Origin of the sequence: Halomonas sp. SCS19 (assembly GCF_040147015.1) — a bacterium.
Lineage (GTDB): Bacteria > Pseudomonadota > Gammaproteobacteria > Pseudomonadales > Halomonadaceae > Halomonas > Halomonas litopenaei.
On the sequence record NZ_JAMSHN010000001.1, the window covers coordinates 841,063 to 858,130 of the forward strand.

The window sequence follows — 17,068 nt, forward strand, 5'->3', positions numbered from 1 at the left end:
TCGATTCCCCGTCATGTCATACATCATACAAAGTACAAGTTAGCGACTTGTTTCAGGACTGACAAGGGACGCTATGGTAAATTGAGACCAAAGTTCAAGGCGCACCTCTCTGATCCCTTGTGGACGACCCGGCGCCACCATCAAGAGGCTTCACAGCGCGCCCATGTCATTGATCGATGTCTTCCTGTCGACGCTCAACATCAGCCTGCCGGTGTTTGCCATGGTGTTTATCGGCATTGCGCTCAAGCGACTCGGCTGGATCGATCAGGCCTTCGTCAATACGGCGTCGCGACTGGTGTTTCGCGCCACCCTGCCGGCCATGCTCTTTCTCAGCCTGATCCGCGCCGATCTGGAACGCACCCTGAACCCCTGGATGCTGGCCTTCTTCGCACTGGCCACCATTGCAAGCTTCGTGCTCGCCTGGGGCTACGCTGCGCTTCGGGTCAAGCGTCACCAGCGCGGGGTCTATGTACAGGGCGCCTTTCGCGGCAACTGCGGAGTGGTCGGCCTGGCACTCGCCCACGGCATGTACGGCGAGGTAGGGCTATCGCTGGGGAGTCTGCTGCTGGGGGTGGTAATCCTCTGCTACAACGTGCTGTCGGTGGTGGTGCTGGCGGCATACCAACTGGACGAGGACGGCCGGCGCAAGGCCATCGACTGGAACAGCATCTTCCGCCATATCCTGACCAATCCGCTGATCCTGGCGGTTGTGGTCGCCACGCCCCTGGCGGCGCTGCAGGTCAGCCTGCCCGAGTGGATCGAGACCACCGGTGACTACTTTGCCTCCTTGACCCTGCCGCTGGCGCTGATCTGCATCGGCGCCACCATCTCCACCCGGGCGCTCAAGACCAGCTATCGCACCGCCGTCAGCGCAAGCTTCGCCAAGATGGTGGTGATCCCGCTGGTGGCCACCCTGGCGGCGCTGGGGCTTGGCTTTCGTGGTGCCGAGCTGGGCGTGCTGTTTCTGTTCTTCGCAAGCCCCACCGCGGCGGCGGCCTTTGTCATGGCCAAGGCCATGGGCGGCGATGAGATCCTGACGGCCAATATCATCGCCCTCACCACTCTGGTGGCCAGTATCAGCGTGACGGTGGGTGTCTTCGCCCTGCGGCTCAACGGGCTGATCTAGTTCAGCCCTTGGCTTCAGTCCCCTCGACCACCTCAAACTGCTCGATACCGCCGCCCTCGCGGGTGGCCTCTGCCGGCAGCGGGTTGGCGTGGGCACGCTTGAAGTCGTCGCTGCCGACCCAGGCACGAAACGCCGCCTGGCTCTCCCACTGGGTCTCCACCACGTAGGGCGCCTGGTTGCCCAGCGGCCTCAGCACACGCATGGCGACAAAGCCCGGCTGCTTGTCGATCTCTCCGGCGCGACGGCGAAAGCGCTCTTCGAACTCGTCCTCGAAGCCCGGATTGACGAAGATGCGGTTGTTGACGAAAAAGCTCATGGGCGTCCCTTCAGGTGAAAGCCCGCCAGTGACGGGCCCGTTCTATCGAGTGCGAAATATGTCAGACACGTCGCTTACACCACGCCAACCACTGCGGTCAGGGTCAGCGAAGTGACGATGGCGTGGTCATGCCCACCAGCCGCGCACAACCAGCGGCTCTGACGTCGGCCTCCAGTTCGGCGATAGCCGCGGTGACAAAGCCCACCCCGGCCCCTGCCCTGCCCTCCGCCAGCAGCCCGGTCAGGGCCGCGACCAGCGGCATATGGCTGACCAGCAGCAGCGGGCCCTCGTCACTTTCCAGCGTCAGCCAGTCCACCACGGCCTCGGGGGAATCGTCGGGGGTGATGATGTCCAGGGTATCGAGGCTCACCTCGTCCGGCAGAGCGTCGAGCACCAGGGCGGCGGTCTGCTGGGCACGCACGTAGGGACTGGCCAGCACCTTGAGCCGGCCCCAGTCGATGTCGTCACGACTCGCCAGCCAGCGGCCCATGGCGCGAACTTCGTCCTCGCCGCGGGTGGTCAGCCTGCGCGCCTCGTCGGGAAAGCCCGGAGTGGCCTCGCCGTGACGCATGATCCAGAGTCTATCCGCCATTCTTGGCCTCCGTCTGCCGCCGGTCCTGCTTGACGTCCTCGCGGGGGAGCACGAACTCGACATCGCTGCTCTGCTCGCCGCGCATCAGCAGCTTGGCCATGTCACGGGCCGGCACGCCGCGAAACAACACCTGATAAAGCCCTTCCGCCAACGGCATGTAGACGCCTTCGGCGTCGGCCTTGTCGCGCACCAGCTTGACGGTATTGACCCCTTCGGCCACCTGTCCGAGAGACGCCACCGCCTCGTCCAGGCTCTGCCCCTTGCCCATCGCGAAGCCGACGCGATAGTTGCGCGACAGTTCCGACGAGCAGGTCACGATCAGGTCGCCGACGCCGGCCAGCCCAAGGAAGGTCATCGGATTGGCGCCCTGGGAGACGGCGAAGCGGCTCATCTCGGCCAGTGCACGGGTCATCAGCATGCTGCGAGTATTCTCGCCCATGCCCAGCGCCGCTGCCATGCCGGCGGCGATGGCGTAGATGTTCTTGAGCGCACCGCCAAGCTCGACCCCGTAGCGGTCATTGCTGGCGTAGACGCGGAAATAGTCACAACCCAGCGCCGCCTGCACCCGCGATCGCGTCTCGGCGTCGTGGCTGGCGATCACCGTGGCGGTGAGCTGCTTCTGGGCCACCTCGGAGGCCAGGTTGGGCCCGGACAGCACGCCCACGTGGGCAAACCCCGTCTCGTCCTCGAGGATCTGGCTCATCAGCTTGAAGCCATCCTCCTGGATACCCTTGGTGGTGCTGACCAGAATCTGCTCGGGCTTGAGCCAGGGACGTGCCTGGCGCACCACCTCGGCGAAGGCCTTGGAGGGAATCGCCACCAGCACCAGGATGGCCTCCTCGAGCACCCACTCAAGTTCGGTGGACGCCTCGACCCTGGGGTTGATGGCGTAGTCGGGCAAGTAGCGCGGATTGCGATGATCACGATTGATGCTTTCCACCAGCGCGCCGTCCCTGAGCCATTGGCGCACGTGGAAGCCGTTATCGGCGGCGATGCTGGCCAGAGCGGTGCCGAAGCTCCCGCCCCCCAGCACCGCCACCCTGGTGTCCATGTCGGTCATGCTTGCTCCGCAGTCGATGAGTCTTGGTGGATTGTACCGAATCTGACGTCACGACGAGGGATCTCGTCGCCACTTTGACTGACCTGGTGCCACAACGAGCAACGCCCCTCGAAAGGGGCGTCGTCGGGCCCCTGTGAAGAGGGGCGTCTATTCGCCCCCTTGAAGAGGGGCGTCTTCGGGCCCCTACAAGGAGGGGCGTCTTCGGGCCCCTTTAAACAGGGGCGTTGTCGGGCCCCTCTAAAGAGGAGCCCTGTACTACACGCGGCTCAGTTCAGTCGATCAGCGGAATCAGCGAATCGATACTGGCCCGGGCATCGCCGTAGAACATCCGGGTGTTCTCCTTGAAGAACAGCGGGTTCTCGATGCCCGAGTAGCCGGTTCCCTGACCACGCTTGCACACGAACACCTGCTTGGACTCCCACACCTTGAGCACCGGCATGCCGGCGATGGGGCTGTTGGGGTCTTCCTGGGCGGCCGGGTTCACGATGTCGTTGGAGCCGATGATGATGACCACGTCGGTGGAAGCGAAGTCATCATTGATCTCGTCCATCTCCAGCACGATATCGTAGGGTACCTTGGCCTCGGCCAACAGCACGTTCATGTGACCCGGCAGACGACCTGCCACCGGGTGGATGCCGAAGCGCACCTCCTTGCCGGCGGAGCGCAGCTTGCGCACCAGTTCGCTGACCGCGTTCTGGGCCTGGGCCACCGCCATGCCGTACCCCGGCACGATAATCACGCTGTCGGCGTCGTTGAGGGCGCTGCTGACGCCACCGGCGTCGATCGACACCTGCTCGCCCTCGATCTCCTGGGCCGGCCCCTGGGTACCGCCGAAGCCACCGAGGATGACGCTGACGAAGTTGCGGTTCATCGCCTTGCACATGATGTACGACAGGATGGCACCGGAGGAGCCCACCAGCGCACCGGTGACGATCAGCAGGTCATTGGACAGGGTGAAGCCGATAGCGGCCGCGGCCCAGCCCGAGTAGCTGTTGAGCATCGACACCACCACCGGCATGTCGGCGCCGCCGATGCCGAGGATCAGGTGCCAGCCGATGAAGAAGGCGAGCAGAGCGATCAGCAACAGTGTCCAGAAGCCGGCACCGTTGAGGTAGGCGATGGCCAGCACCAGCGAGAGAATCGCCGCACCGGCGTTCAGGGCATGACCGCCGGGGTACTTCTTCGGCTTGCCGTCGATCTTGCCGGCCAGCTTGCCGAAGGCGATCACCGAGCCGGTGAAGGTCACCGCACCGATGAACACGCCCAGCACCACCTCGACCTGCAGGAAGGTCAGCTCGGCAGGTGTCTTGTAGGCCAGAGTAGCGGCGAACGCCGACAGGCCGTCGAGGGACTCACCGGCCGCCTTCAGCGCCAGCACCCGGGCACGTTCCATCTCGGCGTTCCAGCCGACGAACACCGCCGCCAGACCGACGAAGGAGTGCAGCGCCGCCACCAGCTGCGGCATCTGGGTCATCTCGACCCGCTTGGCCACCATGGTGCCGACCACGGCACCGACGATCATCAAGGGGATCATCAGCCAGTAGTTGCCGATGTTCGGGCCGAGCATGACGGAGAACACCGCCAGGCCCATACCGACGATGCCGTACCACACCGCGCGCTTGGCCTTTTCCTGATTGCTCAGTCCCCCCAGCGAGAGGATGAACAGCACACTCGCCGCGATCGCCGCGGCGGTTACGAATTGTTGTCCTAGCATTTCGTCTCTCCGCGGTTCAGGACTTCTGGAACATGGCCAGCATCCGGCGTGTCACCAGGAAGCCACCCACGACGTTGATGGAAGCGATCAGCACCGAGATGCCCGCCAGCAAGGCGACCAACCAGCTACCCGAGCCCACCTGGAGCACGGCACCGAGGATGATGATCCCGGAAATCGCATTGGTCACCGCCATCAGCGGCGTGTGCAGAGAGTGACTGACGTTCCAGATGACCTGAAAACCGACGAAGCAGGCCAGCGCGAAGACGATAAGGTGCTGCATGAAGGACGCCGGCGCCACCAGACCGAGCAGCCCCATGACGATGCCGCCGACCGCCAGCATGGTGACCTGGCTCTTGGTCTGCTTCATGAAGGCAGCGTGTTCGGCAGCCTTGCGCTCCTCCGGTGTCGGCTCCTTCTCCTTGGGCTTCGGCTTGGCCGCGGCGATGGCCTTGACCTTGGGCGGAGGCGGCGGAAAGGTGACCTCACCCTGGTGGGTGACGGTAGCGCCACGGATCACATCGTCTTCCATGTCGTGAACGATCTTGCCGTCCTTCTCCGGCGTCAGATCGGTCAGCATGTGACGGATATTGGTCGAGTACAGCAGCGACGACTGGGTAGCCATGCGCGACGGGAAGTCGGTATAGCCGACCACGATGACGCCGTTGTCGGTGACCACGCGCTCATCAGGCTTGGTCAGGTCGCAGTTGCCGCCCTTCTCGGCGGCCAGGTCGACCACCACAGAGCCAGGCTTCATCGCCTTGACCATGTCCTCGAGCCACAGCTTGGGAGCCGGGCGTCCGGGGATCAGGGCGGTGGTGATGACGATATCCACCTCGGGGGCCTGCTGACGGAACAGCTCGAGCTGCTTTTCGCGGAACTCGGGGCTGGAGGGCGCCGCATAGCCACCGCTTTCGGAGCCGTCCTGGGAGTCCTCGAAATCGAGGAACAGGAACTCGGCGCCCATGGACTCGATCTGCTCGGAAACCTCGGGGCGCACGTCGAAGGCACGCACCACCGCACCAAGGCTGGTGGCGGTACCGATGGCGGCAAGACCGGCAACGCCGGCACCGATGATCAGCACCTTGGCCGGCGGCACCTTGCCCGCGGCGGTGACCTGACCGGTGAAGAAGCGCCCGAACTGGTTGCCTGCCTCGATCACCGCGCGATAGCCGGCGATGTTGGCGGTGGAGGACAGCGCATCCATCTTCTGGGCGCGGGAAATCCGCGGCACCATGTCCATGGCGACGACGCTGGCACCCTTGTCCTTGCAGGTCTCGAGCATCTCCTCGTTCTGGGCCGGCCAGAAGAAGCTGATCAGGGTCTGGCCCTGGCGCAGCAGGTCGGACTCTTCCTTCTGTGGCTCGCGCACCTTGACGACCACATCGGCCTGCTCGAATACCGCCTCCATGCTGTCGACGATAGTGACACCGGCCTCTTCATAGGCGGCGTCGGTAAAGCCGGCAAGCTCACCTGCGCCCGTCTCGATCAGGCACTCGTGACCCAGCTTCTGAATGTGTCCGGCGCTCTCGGGCGTCAGCGCGACACGCGCCTCGCCCTTATGCCGTTCCCTTGGTGCTCCTATCTTCACGATGGATCTCCCATGTGGCCAACGTTATTACGATTGCTTGTTATGGTTTCTTGTTGTCATTCCTACCAGTGTTACCTCTTGTGGCTAGTCTGCACAAGAGGGGATCGCCAGTAATTTGTGCACTGCAATGTGAGAGCAACCACCTGAATCCATTAAGAGAACCGGCACGAAGCGGGGTGTAACCTTATGCCCTTCCGAGCCTCCCAGGCCCGGCGTGCCCGGCCTGGCGGCGTGATCACACCCTGAAGGCAACCTCCAGCGAACAACAACGGAAAATTCAGCCTGAGGTCGACCTCCCTTTCGCGATTGAACAAGCGCTCACTCAGCTATCTATTCGCTCAGAAAAATCGTCGAACATCTGCGCCACCTTGCCGACAGGATGAACCCAGAAGATAGCCGGAAGGATGACGGATAGCGCTGGCGACAGGACTGGCGAAAGGATGACAGATAGCGCTGGCAAAAGCGCTGGTGAAGCAACAGGCGACGCCAAGAGTGTCCACTCGACATCGCCTGTTCAAAGCGCTGCTCGGTGCCAACGCGGCCCTTACGGATACAGAATGACCTTGGCGGCGGCGCTGCGCCCGCTTGCCAGCTCCTCGAAGGCGGCCGGCCCCTCGGCCAGAGGCCGCTTCTCGACCCAGGACAGCTCCCCCAGCGCACCGGCGTCGAGCAGTGCGACGGCAGCGCGAAGATCACCGAAGCTGTAGGTGTAGGCACCAAGAAAACTCAGCTCCTTCAAGGTGATGGCGCGGGTATCCGTGACCCCATCGTTGTCCTGCAGACCAAGGTGCATGATGGCGCCACCAGGACTAGCCGAGGCCACCGCCATCTTGCGCGTGGGGCCAGCTCCCACACAGTCGAACACCGCTTCCACCGAGTCGGCCCGGGGCGGCGCTTCGCGCGGGTCGAAGGCCTCGAGCCCGACCCTGAGCGCCGCCTCCCGGCGCAGCGGGTTGAGATCGGCGATACGCAGCGAGCGCACCCCGCGCTGGCGCAGGATCAAGGCGGTCATCAGGCCAATGGCGCCGGCACCGATCACCAGCACCCGGGACTCCGCCAGCGGGCGATCGAGCACCCGCTCCAGGCGGTGAATACCATGCACTGCAGTCGCCACCGGCTCGGTCATGGCGGCGACCTCGGCGCTAAGCGTCTGTGGCAGCTCGATCAGGCTGTGATCGGCGATGTTGACCGTCTCGGCGAAGCTGCCGGGGCGATTCATGCCGATCATGCTGCGGTTCTCGCACAGATTCTGGCGCCCGGCCTGGCAGTACTCGCAGTGGCCGCAGACGATCAGCGGGTTCATGGTGACCCGCTTGCCCTTCCAGGCGCCCTCGACCACCCGTCCCGCGACCTCGTGGCCCAGGATCATCGGCGGCACCCGCCGGGGATCATGGCCATGGTAGGCATGCAGGTCGGAACCGCAGATGCCGGTGGCCTCCACCTGCACCCGCGACTCCCCCGGCTTGAGCGGCTCGGGTTCGGTGCCACGCATCTCCATCTGCTCGCGACCGACGTAGAACAAGGCTTGCATGGTGAGTCTCCTGAATCACTTGGCGGTAAAGCCGCCATCGACGTGAAGGATCTGGCCGGTGACGTAGGCCGAGGCCGGGGACGCCAGGAATACCGCCGGTCCCGCGATATCCTCAAGCCTTCCGTTACGGCCGATGGCGGTCTGGCGCGCCAGCGCCTCGGACCTGGCCGCATCGTCGAACACCGGTGAGGTCAGCTCGGTAGGAAAGAATCCCGGCGCCAGCGCATTGGCGTTGATACCGTGGCGCGACCAGGCCTCGGCCATGGCGCGGGTCAGCTGGGCGATGCCACCCTTGCCGGCGCCATAAGGGGCGCTGTCGGGAAAGGCACGACTGGACTGCAGCGAGGCCAGGTTGATGATGCGACCGTAGCCCGCCGCGCGCATCCCAGGCACCAGCGCCCGTGACAGAAAGAACGGCGTGCCCAGGTGGAGCTGCAGGGTCAGCTCCCACGAGGCCAGATCGACCTCTTCTGCCGGCTGGCGCAGGTTCACCCCGGCGGCGTTGACCACAATCTGGGGATCGCCAAACGCCTCGGTGGCGCGATGTGCCACCTCTTCGAGGCCCCTGGCGTCGGCCAGGTCGGCGCTGAGGGCGGCCGCCTGGCCGCCCATGCTCCGAATCCGCTCCACTCCCGCATCCAGCGCGTCCTGACGCCTGGCGGCGAGCAACACCCGGGCGCCGCTCGCCGCCAGTGCCTCGCCGATGGCAAGACCCAGCCCGCTGCTGCCCCCGGTGACCAGCGCCACCCGTCCGTCGAGGTCAAAATCGGGGCGCATGGTCATACGTCCTCTTCCACCGCCAGCACAAAGCGCTCATCGGGATAGTACTTGGCCAGACGGATATCGCCGGTTCGGGCATGGCCTTCCATGCCCTCGCAGCGCGACAGCCTGGCGGCGGTAGCGGCTACGGTGCGGGTGGCCTCGCGGCTCTGGCGCTGGTAGGTCACGATCTTGAGGAACTTCTGGGCGCACAGCCCGCCGGTGTAACGCGCCGCCCCCTTGGTCGGGAGGATATGATTGGTGCCCGAACACTTGTCGCCGAACGCCACCGAGGCTTCCTCGCCGACGAACAGCGAGCCGTAGCTGTTGAGGCGCTCCATCCACCAGTCCAGATCCTCCACCTGCAGTTCCAGATGTTCGGAGGCATAACGATCGCTGACCTCGACGGCTTCCTCCCGGGTATCGCAGACGATGATCTCGCCGTAGTCGCGCCAGGCGGCGTCGGCGGCCTTGCGCTGGGTTTCCGGCAGATCATCGATACGCGCCTGGATGCGCTGATCTACCGATTCGGCCAATTCACGCGAGGTGGTGAACAGCCAGGCCGGCGAATCCGGGCCGTGCTCGGCCTGGCCGACCAGGTCCTCGACCACGATATCGGGATCGGCGCTGTGATCGGCGATGATGCCGATCTCGGTGGGCCCGGCGAACATGTCGATGCCGCAGCGTCCGAACAACTGACGCTTGGACTCGGCGACGAAGCGGTTGCCCGGGCCGACCAGAATGTCGGCGGGCTTGCCGGTGAACAGTCCAAAGGCCATGGAGGCGATGCCCTGAACCCCGCCCATCTGCAGGATGACGTCGGCACCGGCGAGATCCATCGCATAGAGGATGGCCGGGTGGATGCCGTTCTCGTCCCGCGGCACCGAACAGGCCACCACGTTCTTGACCCCGGCCACCTTGGCGGTGGCCACGCTCATGATCGCCGAGGCAATATGCGCGTAGCGGCCACCGGGCACGTAGCAACCGGCGGTCTCCATCGGGATCAGCTTCTGCCCGGCGAACAGGCCCGGAGACAGCTCGGTCTCGAAGCCCTGGATGCTGTCGCGCTGGGCAGCGGCAAACCGGCTGACGCGCTCATAGGCGAAGTGGATATCCTGCTTGAGCTGCTCGGGGACCTTCTCCCTGGCCGCCTCGATCTGGTCACGGCTGACGATGACGTCGCCTTCCCAGCCGTCGAGTTCGCGACAGTACTCCCGCGCCTTGGCCTCTCCCCCGGCCTCGATCTCGGCGAGCATACGCGAGACGACTTCATGGGTCTGGGTGTCGTTGCTGGAGGCATTCTTGTCGGCTTGCTTGTAGTAGTGAATCGCCATGTTGAGTCTCCTTGAGGTCATCGGCCGGTATCGGTCGCCACACATGCTTGAGTCTTGAGCATGCGCAGTGCCTAGGGTGTGCCGTCGACTCGGCCGTGATGCGCCGACGGCGTCGTTGTTTTGGTGAGCGTTGCTCTGGCGAGGCGTGGACCAGCCAGTCGCCAAGCGTCGCCCTCGCCCTCGCTTCGTACCTTTACGCCTTCACTTTTGTAAGCGCTTACAAATCCGTTGAAAAAAAGGGGGAAGACAGCTCTCCCCCAACCTCTCCTTACCCTATCGCCCAAATCGACAACCAAGGGGTGTAAACGAGCATTTTTACCGGGCTGGCGCACCAGCCAATCTTTAACGCCGTATTACCGAGCGCAGGCACTTTTCAGACGAGCCCTACCCTATCGCCCAGGTCGACAACCAAGGCAAATAAGCGATCATCAACACCACGATCAGCATCCCCAGCACGAACGGCAGCGCGTAGCGAGCGATCGACAGCACCGAACAGCGGGTCAAGCCGGACACCACGAACAGGTTGAGTCCCAGCGGTGGCGTGATGAAGCCCAGGCCCAGGGTGGTGACCATCAGGATCGCGAAGTGGAACTCGTTCATCCCCGCCTCCAGCGCCAGCGGCAGCAGCAGCGGTGCCAGGATGACGATGTTGGGGGTGGTTTCCATCACGCAGCCAGCCAGCACCAGAATGCCGATCATCATCAGGATCATCAGCCAGGGGGCGTCGGTGACACCGCTGATTCCGCTGACCAGGGTCTGGGGGATATCGAGGCTGGCCAGGCTCTGCGCCAGCGGCAGGGACACCGCGATGATCGGCACGATGACGCCGCACACCCGCGCCGAGCTCTCCAGCATGCGCGGAATGTCACCCAGCGTCAGGCGCCCCTGGCGCAGGCCGATGATGACCACCACCACCACGGCCACCGATGCCGCCTCGGTAGGAGTGAAGATGCCGGTGTAGATGCCGCCCAGGATCACCACCGGTACGAACAGCGCCCAGCGGGCGTCCCATACGGTGTCGATCCAGCGTCGCCAGGAGAAACGCTCGCGATCGCCTTCGAAGCCGTAGATGCGATTGAGCACCATATTGGTGGCCATGACCGAGATCATCACCATCACCCCGGGGATCGCCGCCGCCAGAAACAGCGTCGAGGCGGACATGCCGAGCACCAGGCCCATCACGATATAGGCGATCGATGGCGGGATCAGGATGCCGGTGCAGGCACCGGAGGCCACCAGCGCACAGGCCGCCGGCAACGGATAGCCGCGCTCCACCAGCCGGGGAATGGTCATGCGCCCCACCGCCGCGGCACCCGCCGCGTCCGAGCCGGAGATGCAGGCAAAGAAGCCGCAGCCCAGCGTCGTCGAGCTGCCAAGGCCGGTCTTGAGCCCGCCGACGCTGGCCTCGGCCACATCCAGCAACTTGCCGGAAAGCCCCGAGCGCACCAGGGCATCGCCGGTCAGGATAAACAGCGGCACCGCGATCAGCGCAAAGGCGTTGATGCCCTCGAACAGCGACTCGCCGAACACCGACAGCGGCAAGGTCTCGGTAAAGGTCAGCATGCCCAGGGTGCCGAGACCGATGGCGACCCACACCGGCACCCCGACCAGGATCATCACGATCAGCGCCGCCAGCGGCGCATAGAAGGTCCAGTCCAGGGAGGCCGCGGCCTGTTGAAGTTCCATGAATTCCATGACGGTCCCCCTCAGTCGAAGAGCTTCTGGCCATCGAAGACCGGATCACCACGCTGCATGCGCCGGATATCCGCCAGCATGCTCTGCACCACTCGCCAGGCGATCAGCAGAAAGCCCACCGGGATGGCGGCCAGAAAGAACGCCTGGGAAACCCGCAGTCCCGCGGTGACCGAACCGAAGTTGATCGATGTCAGCACCGGTGCGATTGACAGGTACAGTGCCCACACCGCCAGCACCAGGGTGGCGATATCCGAGATCCACCAGCCCAGGCGCTTCATGCGAGGCCCGCCCAGGTTGATCAGCACATCGATGCGGATATGGGCGCGGTCCCTGACCGCCGCGGCAGCGGCGAGCCAGGCCAGGTAGATAAAGGCATAGCGCGCCAGCTCCTCGCCCCAGACAGAGGAGTAGTTGAGGGCAAAGCGGCGGATGACTTCCACCGCCACCGTCAGGATGATCAGCGCGTAGAAGGTCAGCAGCAGCCAGCGCTCGGTGCGGCGATCGACGTCGTCACAGCGCAGGCGCAGGGCGCGCCAGCGCGTGTCCTTAGGCGTTGCTGTCGACGAAATAGCCATTTTGCACCTCCGTGGCGGCCAGCAGTTTGTCGAATGCCTCCAGCGACCCCGCCAGTTCACGCTTGGTCTCGTCCCAGGCGGGCAGCTGATGGCCGCAACGCTCGACCCACTGGGCCTTTTCCTCGTCGCTCAGGGAGTAGACCTCGACGCCGGCCAGGCGCATCTGGTCATGGGCGTAGGCTCGCGCCGCCGGGACCTTGGCGAGGTTTTCGCGGAAGGTGACATCAGACGCCTGCATGACAGCGTCCTGAAGCGCGCCATCCAGGCTGTCGAACCAGGCCTTGTTGCAGGTGTAGACCTGGGCATCCGGCACCGACTGGATGGTGGAGATGCTCGACAGCACGTCGGTGAAGCCGAACACCAGCAGGGCCTGGACACTGGGGTCGAGGGCATCGGCCACGCCCTGCTTGATCGCCGACGAGGTCTCGCCCCAGGCCACCGGCGTCGGGTTGGCACCGGCCAGTCGATAGACCTGCTGCAGGATCTGCGAGGACGGCACCCGGAACTTGATGCCGGAGATGTCATCGGGGACCCGCACCGGGCCATCGAGCAGCCCCTCGCGCACGGCGACGGTCCTCGGGTCGATGCAGATATAGGACAGCACCTTGAAGCCGCGCTCCTCGACCTTGTGGTGAACGGTGTCGCGCCAGGCGTCCGAGGTCACCAGATTGATCAGACGCTGGTTCTCGCCACACCAGTAGGGAATGTTCACCAGGTCGGCTTCCGGGGCGAAGGACGACAGGTTGGACAGCGAATGCTGGGCGATGGCGATGGAACCGTTCTGGACCATCGAGATCAGCGCCCCGCCGGTGGCGAGCTGACCACCGGGCGCCAGCTTCACGTAGAGCCGACCGCCGGAGAAGTTCTGCAGGTTCTCCTTGAAGTTGAGCTGCATGATCGGATAGGCCCGCGAGGCGCCCAGGGTATAGCCAGTGGCGAGCACGATGGTGCTCTCGGCCGCGTTCTCTCGCTCGGACTCTTCCTTGGCGGTGGCCGCCATGGCGCTTTCCGAGAACAACGCACCGCCGACCGCACCGACCACCGCGGCGGTAAAACCGAACTTCGCCACGGTGCCCATGAACAGCCGTCTTTCCGGCTGACTGGGAGCACCGCTGTCATTGGTGATGAAATCTCGCATGGTCATTGTCCTTGTTGTGTGGTTGGCGTGCCCGGCTCGGCGCCAGACGGCGCCTTGCCCTCGAACTTGAGGCAGGCAGAGACGAAGAAGGCGGTAGCGAGCGTCAACAGCACCGCCTCGTAGGCGGCTTCCAGCGCCCACATTCCCGGTACATAGCGCTGGATGGCGACGTTGACGAAAAAGGCGGCGAACAGACATATCGACAGCCATAACATCAACTTGGCTGAGGACGAAGACGACCTGGACATGGGTGGCGACTCCCGACTCTCGTTGTATTTGGTGGTACGCGTCGTTGTCGATCTTGCTGAGCCTGGACCGGCTCCGCTCGAAGCCGTGGTCAGGCTAACGAGGCAAAAATGCAGCAGTGAACTACGATCAACGCTGTCTGCTGCTATAATTGTAAGCGCTTACATGGCGCACTATTCAAGGTAGATTCCTCTATAGGACTTGTCCAGCCAGAATCCTGTAAAGGACCTTCGACTTTAGCCGCAACCGTGGCGCCGATCGGATCACACCGGTGGCGCCACCCAGGAGAGGCCAGATGAACGATCGTCCCACCAGAGCGTTGCTGGAAGATGTGGCCCGGGAGGCCGGGGTCTCGACGGCGTCTGTCTCGCGGGTGCTCAACGGCGCACCCCACGTCAGCGACCGCCTGCGAAAGAAAGTGGAGGCTGCCGTCGGCCGCCTCGGCTACGTGCCGGATGGTTCGGCCCGTGCACTGGCCTCACGCCGCATCGGCGCCATCGGTCTGCTGGTACCGACCCTCGACAACCCGATCTTCGGCACCATGGCCAACAGCCTGGAGCGGCGCCTCAAGGAGCATGACTGTCGTCTGCTGCTGGCCACCTACCGCTACGACCTCGAGGACGAACTGCAGGCGTTGCGGACGCTGGTCCAGCATGGCGTGGACGGCGTCGTGTTGATCGGCCATGAACACCTTGCCGACGCCTACCGTCTGCTTCACCAGCGTCAACTGCCCTTCCTCACCAGCTGGCAGACCCATGACAAGGCCGAAGCCCCCTGTATCGGCTTCGACAATCGCGGCGCCGCCAGACAGCTGGCGAGCCACCTGATCGACCTGGGCCACCGCCACCTCGCCATCGTCACCGCACCCTATGAACACAATGACCGTGCCCGGGCCCGCTTCGAGGGGTTCAGCGATGCGATTGCCGCTGCCGGTTGCCCGGCGCCAGACGTCGAGGTGGTGGAGTATGGTGTCGCCGAGGGCGCCGACGCCTGCGCCCGACTGCTGGAGATGCCCTCCCCGCCCACGGCGCTGCTCTGCGGCAATGACACCCTGGCCTTCGGCGCCCTGCTCGAGGCCCAGCGACGCGGGCTCGACCTGCCTCGGGAACTGTCGATTACCGGCTTCGACGACCTGCCCCAGGCGGCCTACATGTCGCCATCGCTGACCACCGTCTCGGTGCCCGCCAGTGACATCGGAGTGCATGCCGCCGACGCCCTGATGACGTGGATTCGCCATCGCGAGCGGCCCAGCGACCTGCACCTGGATGCCAGCGTCCAGCTACGGGGATCGACGGCGCCGCCACCTGCCGGAATCGGCCAGTAGGGTGGCTGAGCTGGCTGATAAAGCCATTCAGCAAAGCTATTCGAGAAAGTCGTTCTAGGCGCTGTCCGCGAACTGTATCCGCGAACGCTATCCAGGAAACCGCACGTCTAGGAAGCCGCAATGGCCGTCAGGTCATCCACCACCGCCGTCGGCAGCGTCAACCGATCATGGCTCTGGCGTCGCAGCTGGTGGCGCCGGTCGCCGGGCAGGCGTACGCCCGGCTGCTCGAGCATCGCGGCGAACAGCACTTCACAGCGCGCGAGTACATCGGGCGCGAAGCGATCGACGTCGAACAGCAGCATCAAATGACCGACCCCGGGTGGCTCTCCCTGCGCCTCGAAGAAAGACCCCGCCTCGAAACCGAAGCGACTACCGGAAAGCCCCGCGCACAACAGCTCCACCATCATCGCCAGCGCCGCCCCCTTGGCGTCTCCTGCCGGCACCATGCTGCCCTGGATGGCGGCCTCCGGATCGGTGGTAGGCGCCCCATCCGGCCCCACCGCCCAGCCCTCGGGAATCGGCTTGCCGGCCTTGCGCGCCAGCATCACCTTGCCCCTGGCCACCTTGGACAGCGACAGGTCCAGCAGCATGGGTTCGCCCTCGGGTCGCGGACAGGCGAAGGCGATGGGGTTGGTGCCGTAGAGCGGCTTGTGACCACCCCAGGGCGCCATGGCCGACGGTGCATTGCTGAATGCCAGCGCCATGAAGCCCTCCCGAGCCGCTCGCTCCACCGGCGCACCGGCCACACCAAAGTGGTGAGAGCGTCCGATGGAAACCGCGCATAGCCCCTGCTGCCGCGCCACCTCGAAGCCGGCTTCCAGCCCGCTGGCGATGGCCGGAAAGGCCAGTCCATGGTCGGCGTCGACCCGCACCACCGCGCCATCGGCTTCGGCCCTGGGTATGGCACCGGCGTTGACCTTGCCGCTGGCGGCCTGGTCCAGATAGAACGGCAGGCGCGAGAGCCCGTGGGACGGCAGACCGTCACGCTCGGCGTCGAGCAGCGCCTCCACCGTGATGGCGGCCTCGCGCTCGGGGAAGCCTCTGGCACGCATCGCCTCCATGGCGAGTTCCCGCGCCTGTTCGCGGGCAAGTGTTGTCGTCTGGCTCATGCCACCCCCTCCGGCGTCAGTACCGCAACCACGTTCTCGGCGGTCATCTGGCTGATACGCGCGTTGGACTCCTCGGTCACCCCGGCGATATGCGGGGTCAGTACCAGATGGGGCACCCCTTCGAGCACCGAGCCTGCGCCAAGTGGCTCCTGCTCGAACACATCGAGCATGGCCCCCGCCAGGCGTCCACTGGTGAGCGCCTCGGCCAGTGCCGGCTCGTCCACCACCCCACCGCGGGCGGCGTTGATGACCACTGCGCCGGGCTTCATGACGGCCAGGCGATCGGCGTCCAGCAGGTGTCGGGTCTGGTCATTGAGCGGCACGTGGAGACTGACCACGTCGGCCTCGGCCAACAGCGCTTCCAGCGTCTCGCAGCGCTGGGTCTGGCCCCAGGCCGCAGACTCGGCCGGCAGGTGGGGATCAAACGCCAGCACCTCCATACCGAGGGCCCGGGCGAGCCCGGCGGTGACCTGGGCGATGGCACCAAAGCCCACCAGACCCAACCTCGCGCCGCTGACCTCACGCCCCATCAGCGCCTGGCGGGGCCACTCCCCTGCCAACATGGCCGGGGTCGAGGCGTAGGCACCTCGGCGCAGCATCAGCGCCCCGGCGATCACGTACTCGGCCACCGAGCCGGCGTTGCCACCCTGGGCCGGCTTGACCTCGACGTCGCGCTCGGCGCAGGCTCCGAGGTCGATATTGTCGAGTCCGACACCAAGACGCCCCACCACCTTGAGGCGCGGCGCCCTTGTCAGCAGTTCGCTATCGACCTGGGTCCGATTGCGCACGATCAGCGCATCGGCGTCGGCCACCGCGTCCAGAAGGCGTCCTCGATCCTCGACCAGACGGGTGTCACACAGCACTTCGTGGTGCTCACCGAGCCAGGCCACCGCCTGCTCGTCCATGAATTCCGAGATAACTATCCTGGCCATCGTTTTACTCCCTCGATAATGGCGTCGAA

General features: G+C 65.0%; 16 protein-coding genes. 2 read left to right on the top strand and 14 right to left on the bottom strand.

Annotated features, from left to right (window positions below; genetic code table 11):
- The first annotated feature begins 163 nt into the window (after nucleotides 1–163).
- Nucleotides 164–1,126 carry an AEC family transporter gene (locus NFH97_RS03400; protein WP_045991810.1) on the top strand — a complete coding sequence of 321 codons (963 nt, stop codon included), beginning with the start codon at nucleotides 164–166 and terminating at the stop codon, nucleotides 1,124–1,126.
- A 1-nt stretch (nucleotide 1,127) separates the two neighbouring features.
- Here the strand turns inward: NFH97_RS03400 and NFH97_RS03405 are convergent, their stop codons facing one another.
- From NFH97_RS03405 to NFH97_RS03460, 12 genes are all read right to left on the bottom strand, one after another.
- Nucleotides 1,128–1,442, bottom strand: coding sequence for an antibiotic biosynthesis monooxygenase family protein (locus NFH97_RS03405; RefSeq protein ID WP_045991811.1), 315 nt, complete (start codon nucleotides 1,440–1,442; stop codon nucleotides 1,128–1,130).
- A gap of 103 nt (nucleotides 1,443–1,545) precedes the next feature.
- Nucleotides 1,546–2,034, bottom strand: coding sequence for a phosphohistidine phosphatase SixA (gene sixA / locus NFH97_RS03410; RefSeq protein ID WP_349624431.1), 489 nt, complete (start codon nucleotides 2,032–2,034; stop codon nucleotides 1,546–1,548).
- A complete protein-coding gene (locus tag NFH97_RS03415; RefSeq protein ID WP_045991813.1) occupies nucleotides 2,024–3,094 on the bottom strand; it encodes an NAD(P)H-dependent glycerol-3-phosphate dehydrogenase in 1,071 nt (356 codons plus the stop codon). The genes sixA and NFH97_RS03415 overlap by 11 nt, the downstream gene beginning before the upstream one ends.
- A gap of 271 nt (nucleotides 3,095–3,365) precedes the next feature.
- Nucleotides 3,366–4,808, bottom strand: a complete 1,443-nt coding sequence (locus tag NFH97_RS03420; RefSeq protein ID WP_045991814.1) for an NAD(P)(+) transhydrogenase (Re/Si-specific) subunit beta — start codon at nucleotides 4,806–4,808, stop codon at nucleotides 3,366–3,368.
- A gap of 16 nt (nucleotides 4,809–4,824) precedes the next feature.
- Nucleotides 4,825–6,396 (bottom strand): Re/Si-specific NAD(P)(+) transhydrogenase subunit alpha, encoded by a 1,572-nt coding sequence (locus NFH97_RS03425; protein ID WP_108131474.1) that lies wholly within the window; start codon nucleotides 6,394–6,396, stop codon nucleotides 4,825–4,827.
- Between the two features lie 544 nt (nucleotides 6,397–6,940).
- Nucleotides 6,941–7,927, bottom strand: a complete 987-nt coding sequence (locus NFH97_RS03430; RefSeq protein ID WP_348815532.1) for an alcohol dehydrogenase catalytic domain-containing protein — start codon at nucleotides 7,925–7,927, stop codon at nucleotides 6,941–6,943.
- Between the two features lie 15 nt (nucleotides 7,928–7,942).
- Complete coding sequence (locus tag NFH97_RS03435) at nucleotides 7,943–8,704, bottom strand: SDR family NAD(P)-dependent oxidoreductase (protein WP_349624432.1); 762 nt, start codon at nucleotides 8,702–8,704, stop codon at nucleotides 7,943–7,945.
- Between the two features lie 2 nt (nucleotides 8,705–8,706).
- Nucleotides 8,707–10,020: a histidinol dehydrogenase gene (gene hisD / locus NFH97_RS03440; protein WP_348815531.1), complete on the bottom strand. Its 1,314-nt coding sequence runs from the start codon at nucleotides 10,018–10,020 to the stop codon at nucleotides 8,707–8,709.
- A gap of 384 nt (nucleotides 10,021–10,404) precedes the next feature.
- A complete protein-coding gene (locus NFH97_RS03445) occupies nucleotides 10,405–11,706 on the bottom strand; it encodes a TRAP transporter large permease (protein WP_231498473.1) in 1,302 nt (433 codons plus the stop codon).
- 20 nt (nucleotides 11,707–11,726) lie between these two features.
- Nucleotides 11,727–12,290: a TRAP transporter small permease gene (locus NFH97_RS03450; protein WP_083970439.1), complete on the bottom strand. Its 564-nt coding sequence runs from the start codon at nucleotides 12,288–12,290 to the stop codon at nucleotides 11,727–11,729.
- Entirely contained in the window at nucleotides 12,262–13,428 is a 1,167-nt protein-coding gene (locus NFH97_RS03455; RefSeq protein ID WP_045993115.1) for a TRAP transporter substrate-binding protein, read from the bottom strand. The genes NFH97_RS03450 and NFH97_RS03455 overlap by 29 nt, the downstream gene beginning before the upstream one ends.
- Before the next feature lie 2 nt (nucleotides 13,429–13,430).
- Nucleotides 13,431–13,676 carry a hypothetical protein gene (locus NFH97_RS03460; RefSeq protein WP_045993114.1) on the bottom strand — a complete coding sequence of 82 codons (246 nt, stop codon included), beginning with the start codon at nucleotides 13,674–13,676 and terminating at the stop codon, nucleotides 13,431–13,433.
- Between the two features lie 293 nt (nucleotides 13,677–13,969).
- On the opposite strand from NFH97_RS03460, the gene NFH97_RS03465 reads away from it, so the two are divergent.
- A complete protein-coding gene (locus tag NFH97_RS03465) occupies nucleotides 13,970–14,998 on the top strand; it encodes a LacI family DNA-binding transcriptional regulator (RefSeq protein WP_348827691.1) in 1,029 nt (342 codons plus the stop codon).
- A 107-nt stretch (nucleotides 14,999–15,105) separates the two neighbouring features.
- On the opposite strand, the gene NFH97_RS03470 is transcribed toward NFH97_RS03465, so the two are convergent.
- Together NFH97_RS03470 and NFH97_RS03475 are read right to left on the bottom strand one after the other, a co-directional pair.
- The gene (locus tag NFH97_RS03470; protein WP_348827690.1) at nucleotides 15,106–16,107 is read right to left on the bottom strand and encodes an Ldh family oxidoreductase; all 1,002 of its coding nucleotides are present in this window, start codon (nucleotides 16,105–16,107) and stop codon (nucleotides 15,106–15,108) included.
- On the bottom strand, nucleotides 16,104–17,039 hold the full coding sequence (locus NFH97_RS03475; protein ID WP_349624433.1) for a hydroxyacid dehydrogenase: 936 nt from the start codon (nucleotides 17,037–17,039) through the stop codon (nucleotides 16,104–16,106). The genes NFH97_RS03470 and NFH97_RS03475 overlap by 4 nt, the downstream gene beginning before the upstream one ends.
- Between the last annotated feature and the right edge of the window lie 29 nt (nucleotides 17,040–17,068).

Coding starts and splice junctions, on each gene's coding strand:
- NFH97_RS03400 (WP_045991810.1), top strand. CDS start 164: ATGTCATTGATCGATGTCTTCCTGTCGACGCTCAACATCAGCCTGCCG.
- NFH97_RS03405 (WP_045991811.1), bottom strand. CDS start 1,442: ATGAGCTTTTTCGTCAACAACCGCATCTTCGTCAATCCGGGCTTCGAG.
- sixA (WP_349624431.1), bottom strand. CDS start 2,034: ATGGCGGATAGACTCTGGATCATGCGTCACGGCGAGGCCACTCCGGGC.
- NFH97_RS03415 (WP_045991813.1), bottom strand. CDS start 3,094: ATGACCGACATGGACACCAGGGTGGCGGTGCTGGGGGGCGGGAGCTTC.
- NFH97_RS03420 (WP_045991814.1), bottom strand. CDS start 4,808: ATGCTAGGACAACAATTCGTAACCGCCGCGGCGATCGCGGCGAGTGTG.
- NFH97_RS03430 (WP_348815532.1), bottom strand. CDS start 7,927: ATGCAAGCCTTGTTCTACGTCGGTCGCGAGCAGATGGAGATGCGTGGC.
- NFH97_RS03435 (WP_349624432.1), bottom strand. CDS start 8,704: ATGCGCCCCGATTTTGACCTCGACGGACGGGTGGCGCTGGTCACCGGG.
- hisD (WP_348815531.1), bottom strand. CDS start 10,020: ATGGCGATTCACTACTACAAGCAAGCCGACAAGAATGCCTCCAGCAAC.
- NFH97_RS03445 (WP_231498473.1), bottom strand. CDS start 11,706: ATGGAACTTCAACAGGCCGCGGCCTCCCTGGACTGGACCTTCTATGCG.
- NFH97_RS03450 (WP_083970439.1), bottom strand. CDS start 12,290: ATGGCTATTTCGTCGACAGCAACGCCTAAGGACACGCGCTGGCGCGCC.
- NFH97_RS03455 (WP_045993115.1), bottom strand. CDS start 13,428: ATGCGAGATTTCATCACCAATGACAGCGGTGCTCCCAGTCAGCCGGAA.
- NFH97_RS03460 (WP_045993114.1), bottom strand. CDS start 13,676: ATGTCCAGGTCGTCTTCGTCCTCAGCCAAGTTGATGTTATGGCTGTCG.
- NFH97_RS03465 (WP_348827691.1), top strand. CDS start 13,970: ATGAACGATCGTCCCACCAGAGCGTTGCTGGAAGATGTGGCCCGGGAG.
- NFH97_RS03470 (WP_348827690.1), bottom strand. CDS start 16,107: ATGAGCCAGACGACAACACTTGCCCGCGAACAGGCGCGGGAACTCGCC.
- NFH97_RS03475 (WP_349624433.1), bottom strand. CDS start 17,039: ATGGCCAGGATAGTTATCTCGGAATTCATGGACGAGCAGGCGGTGGCC.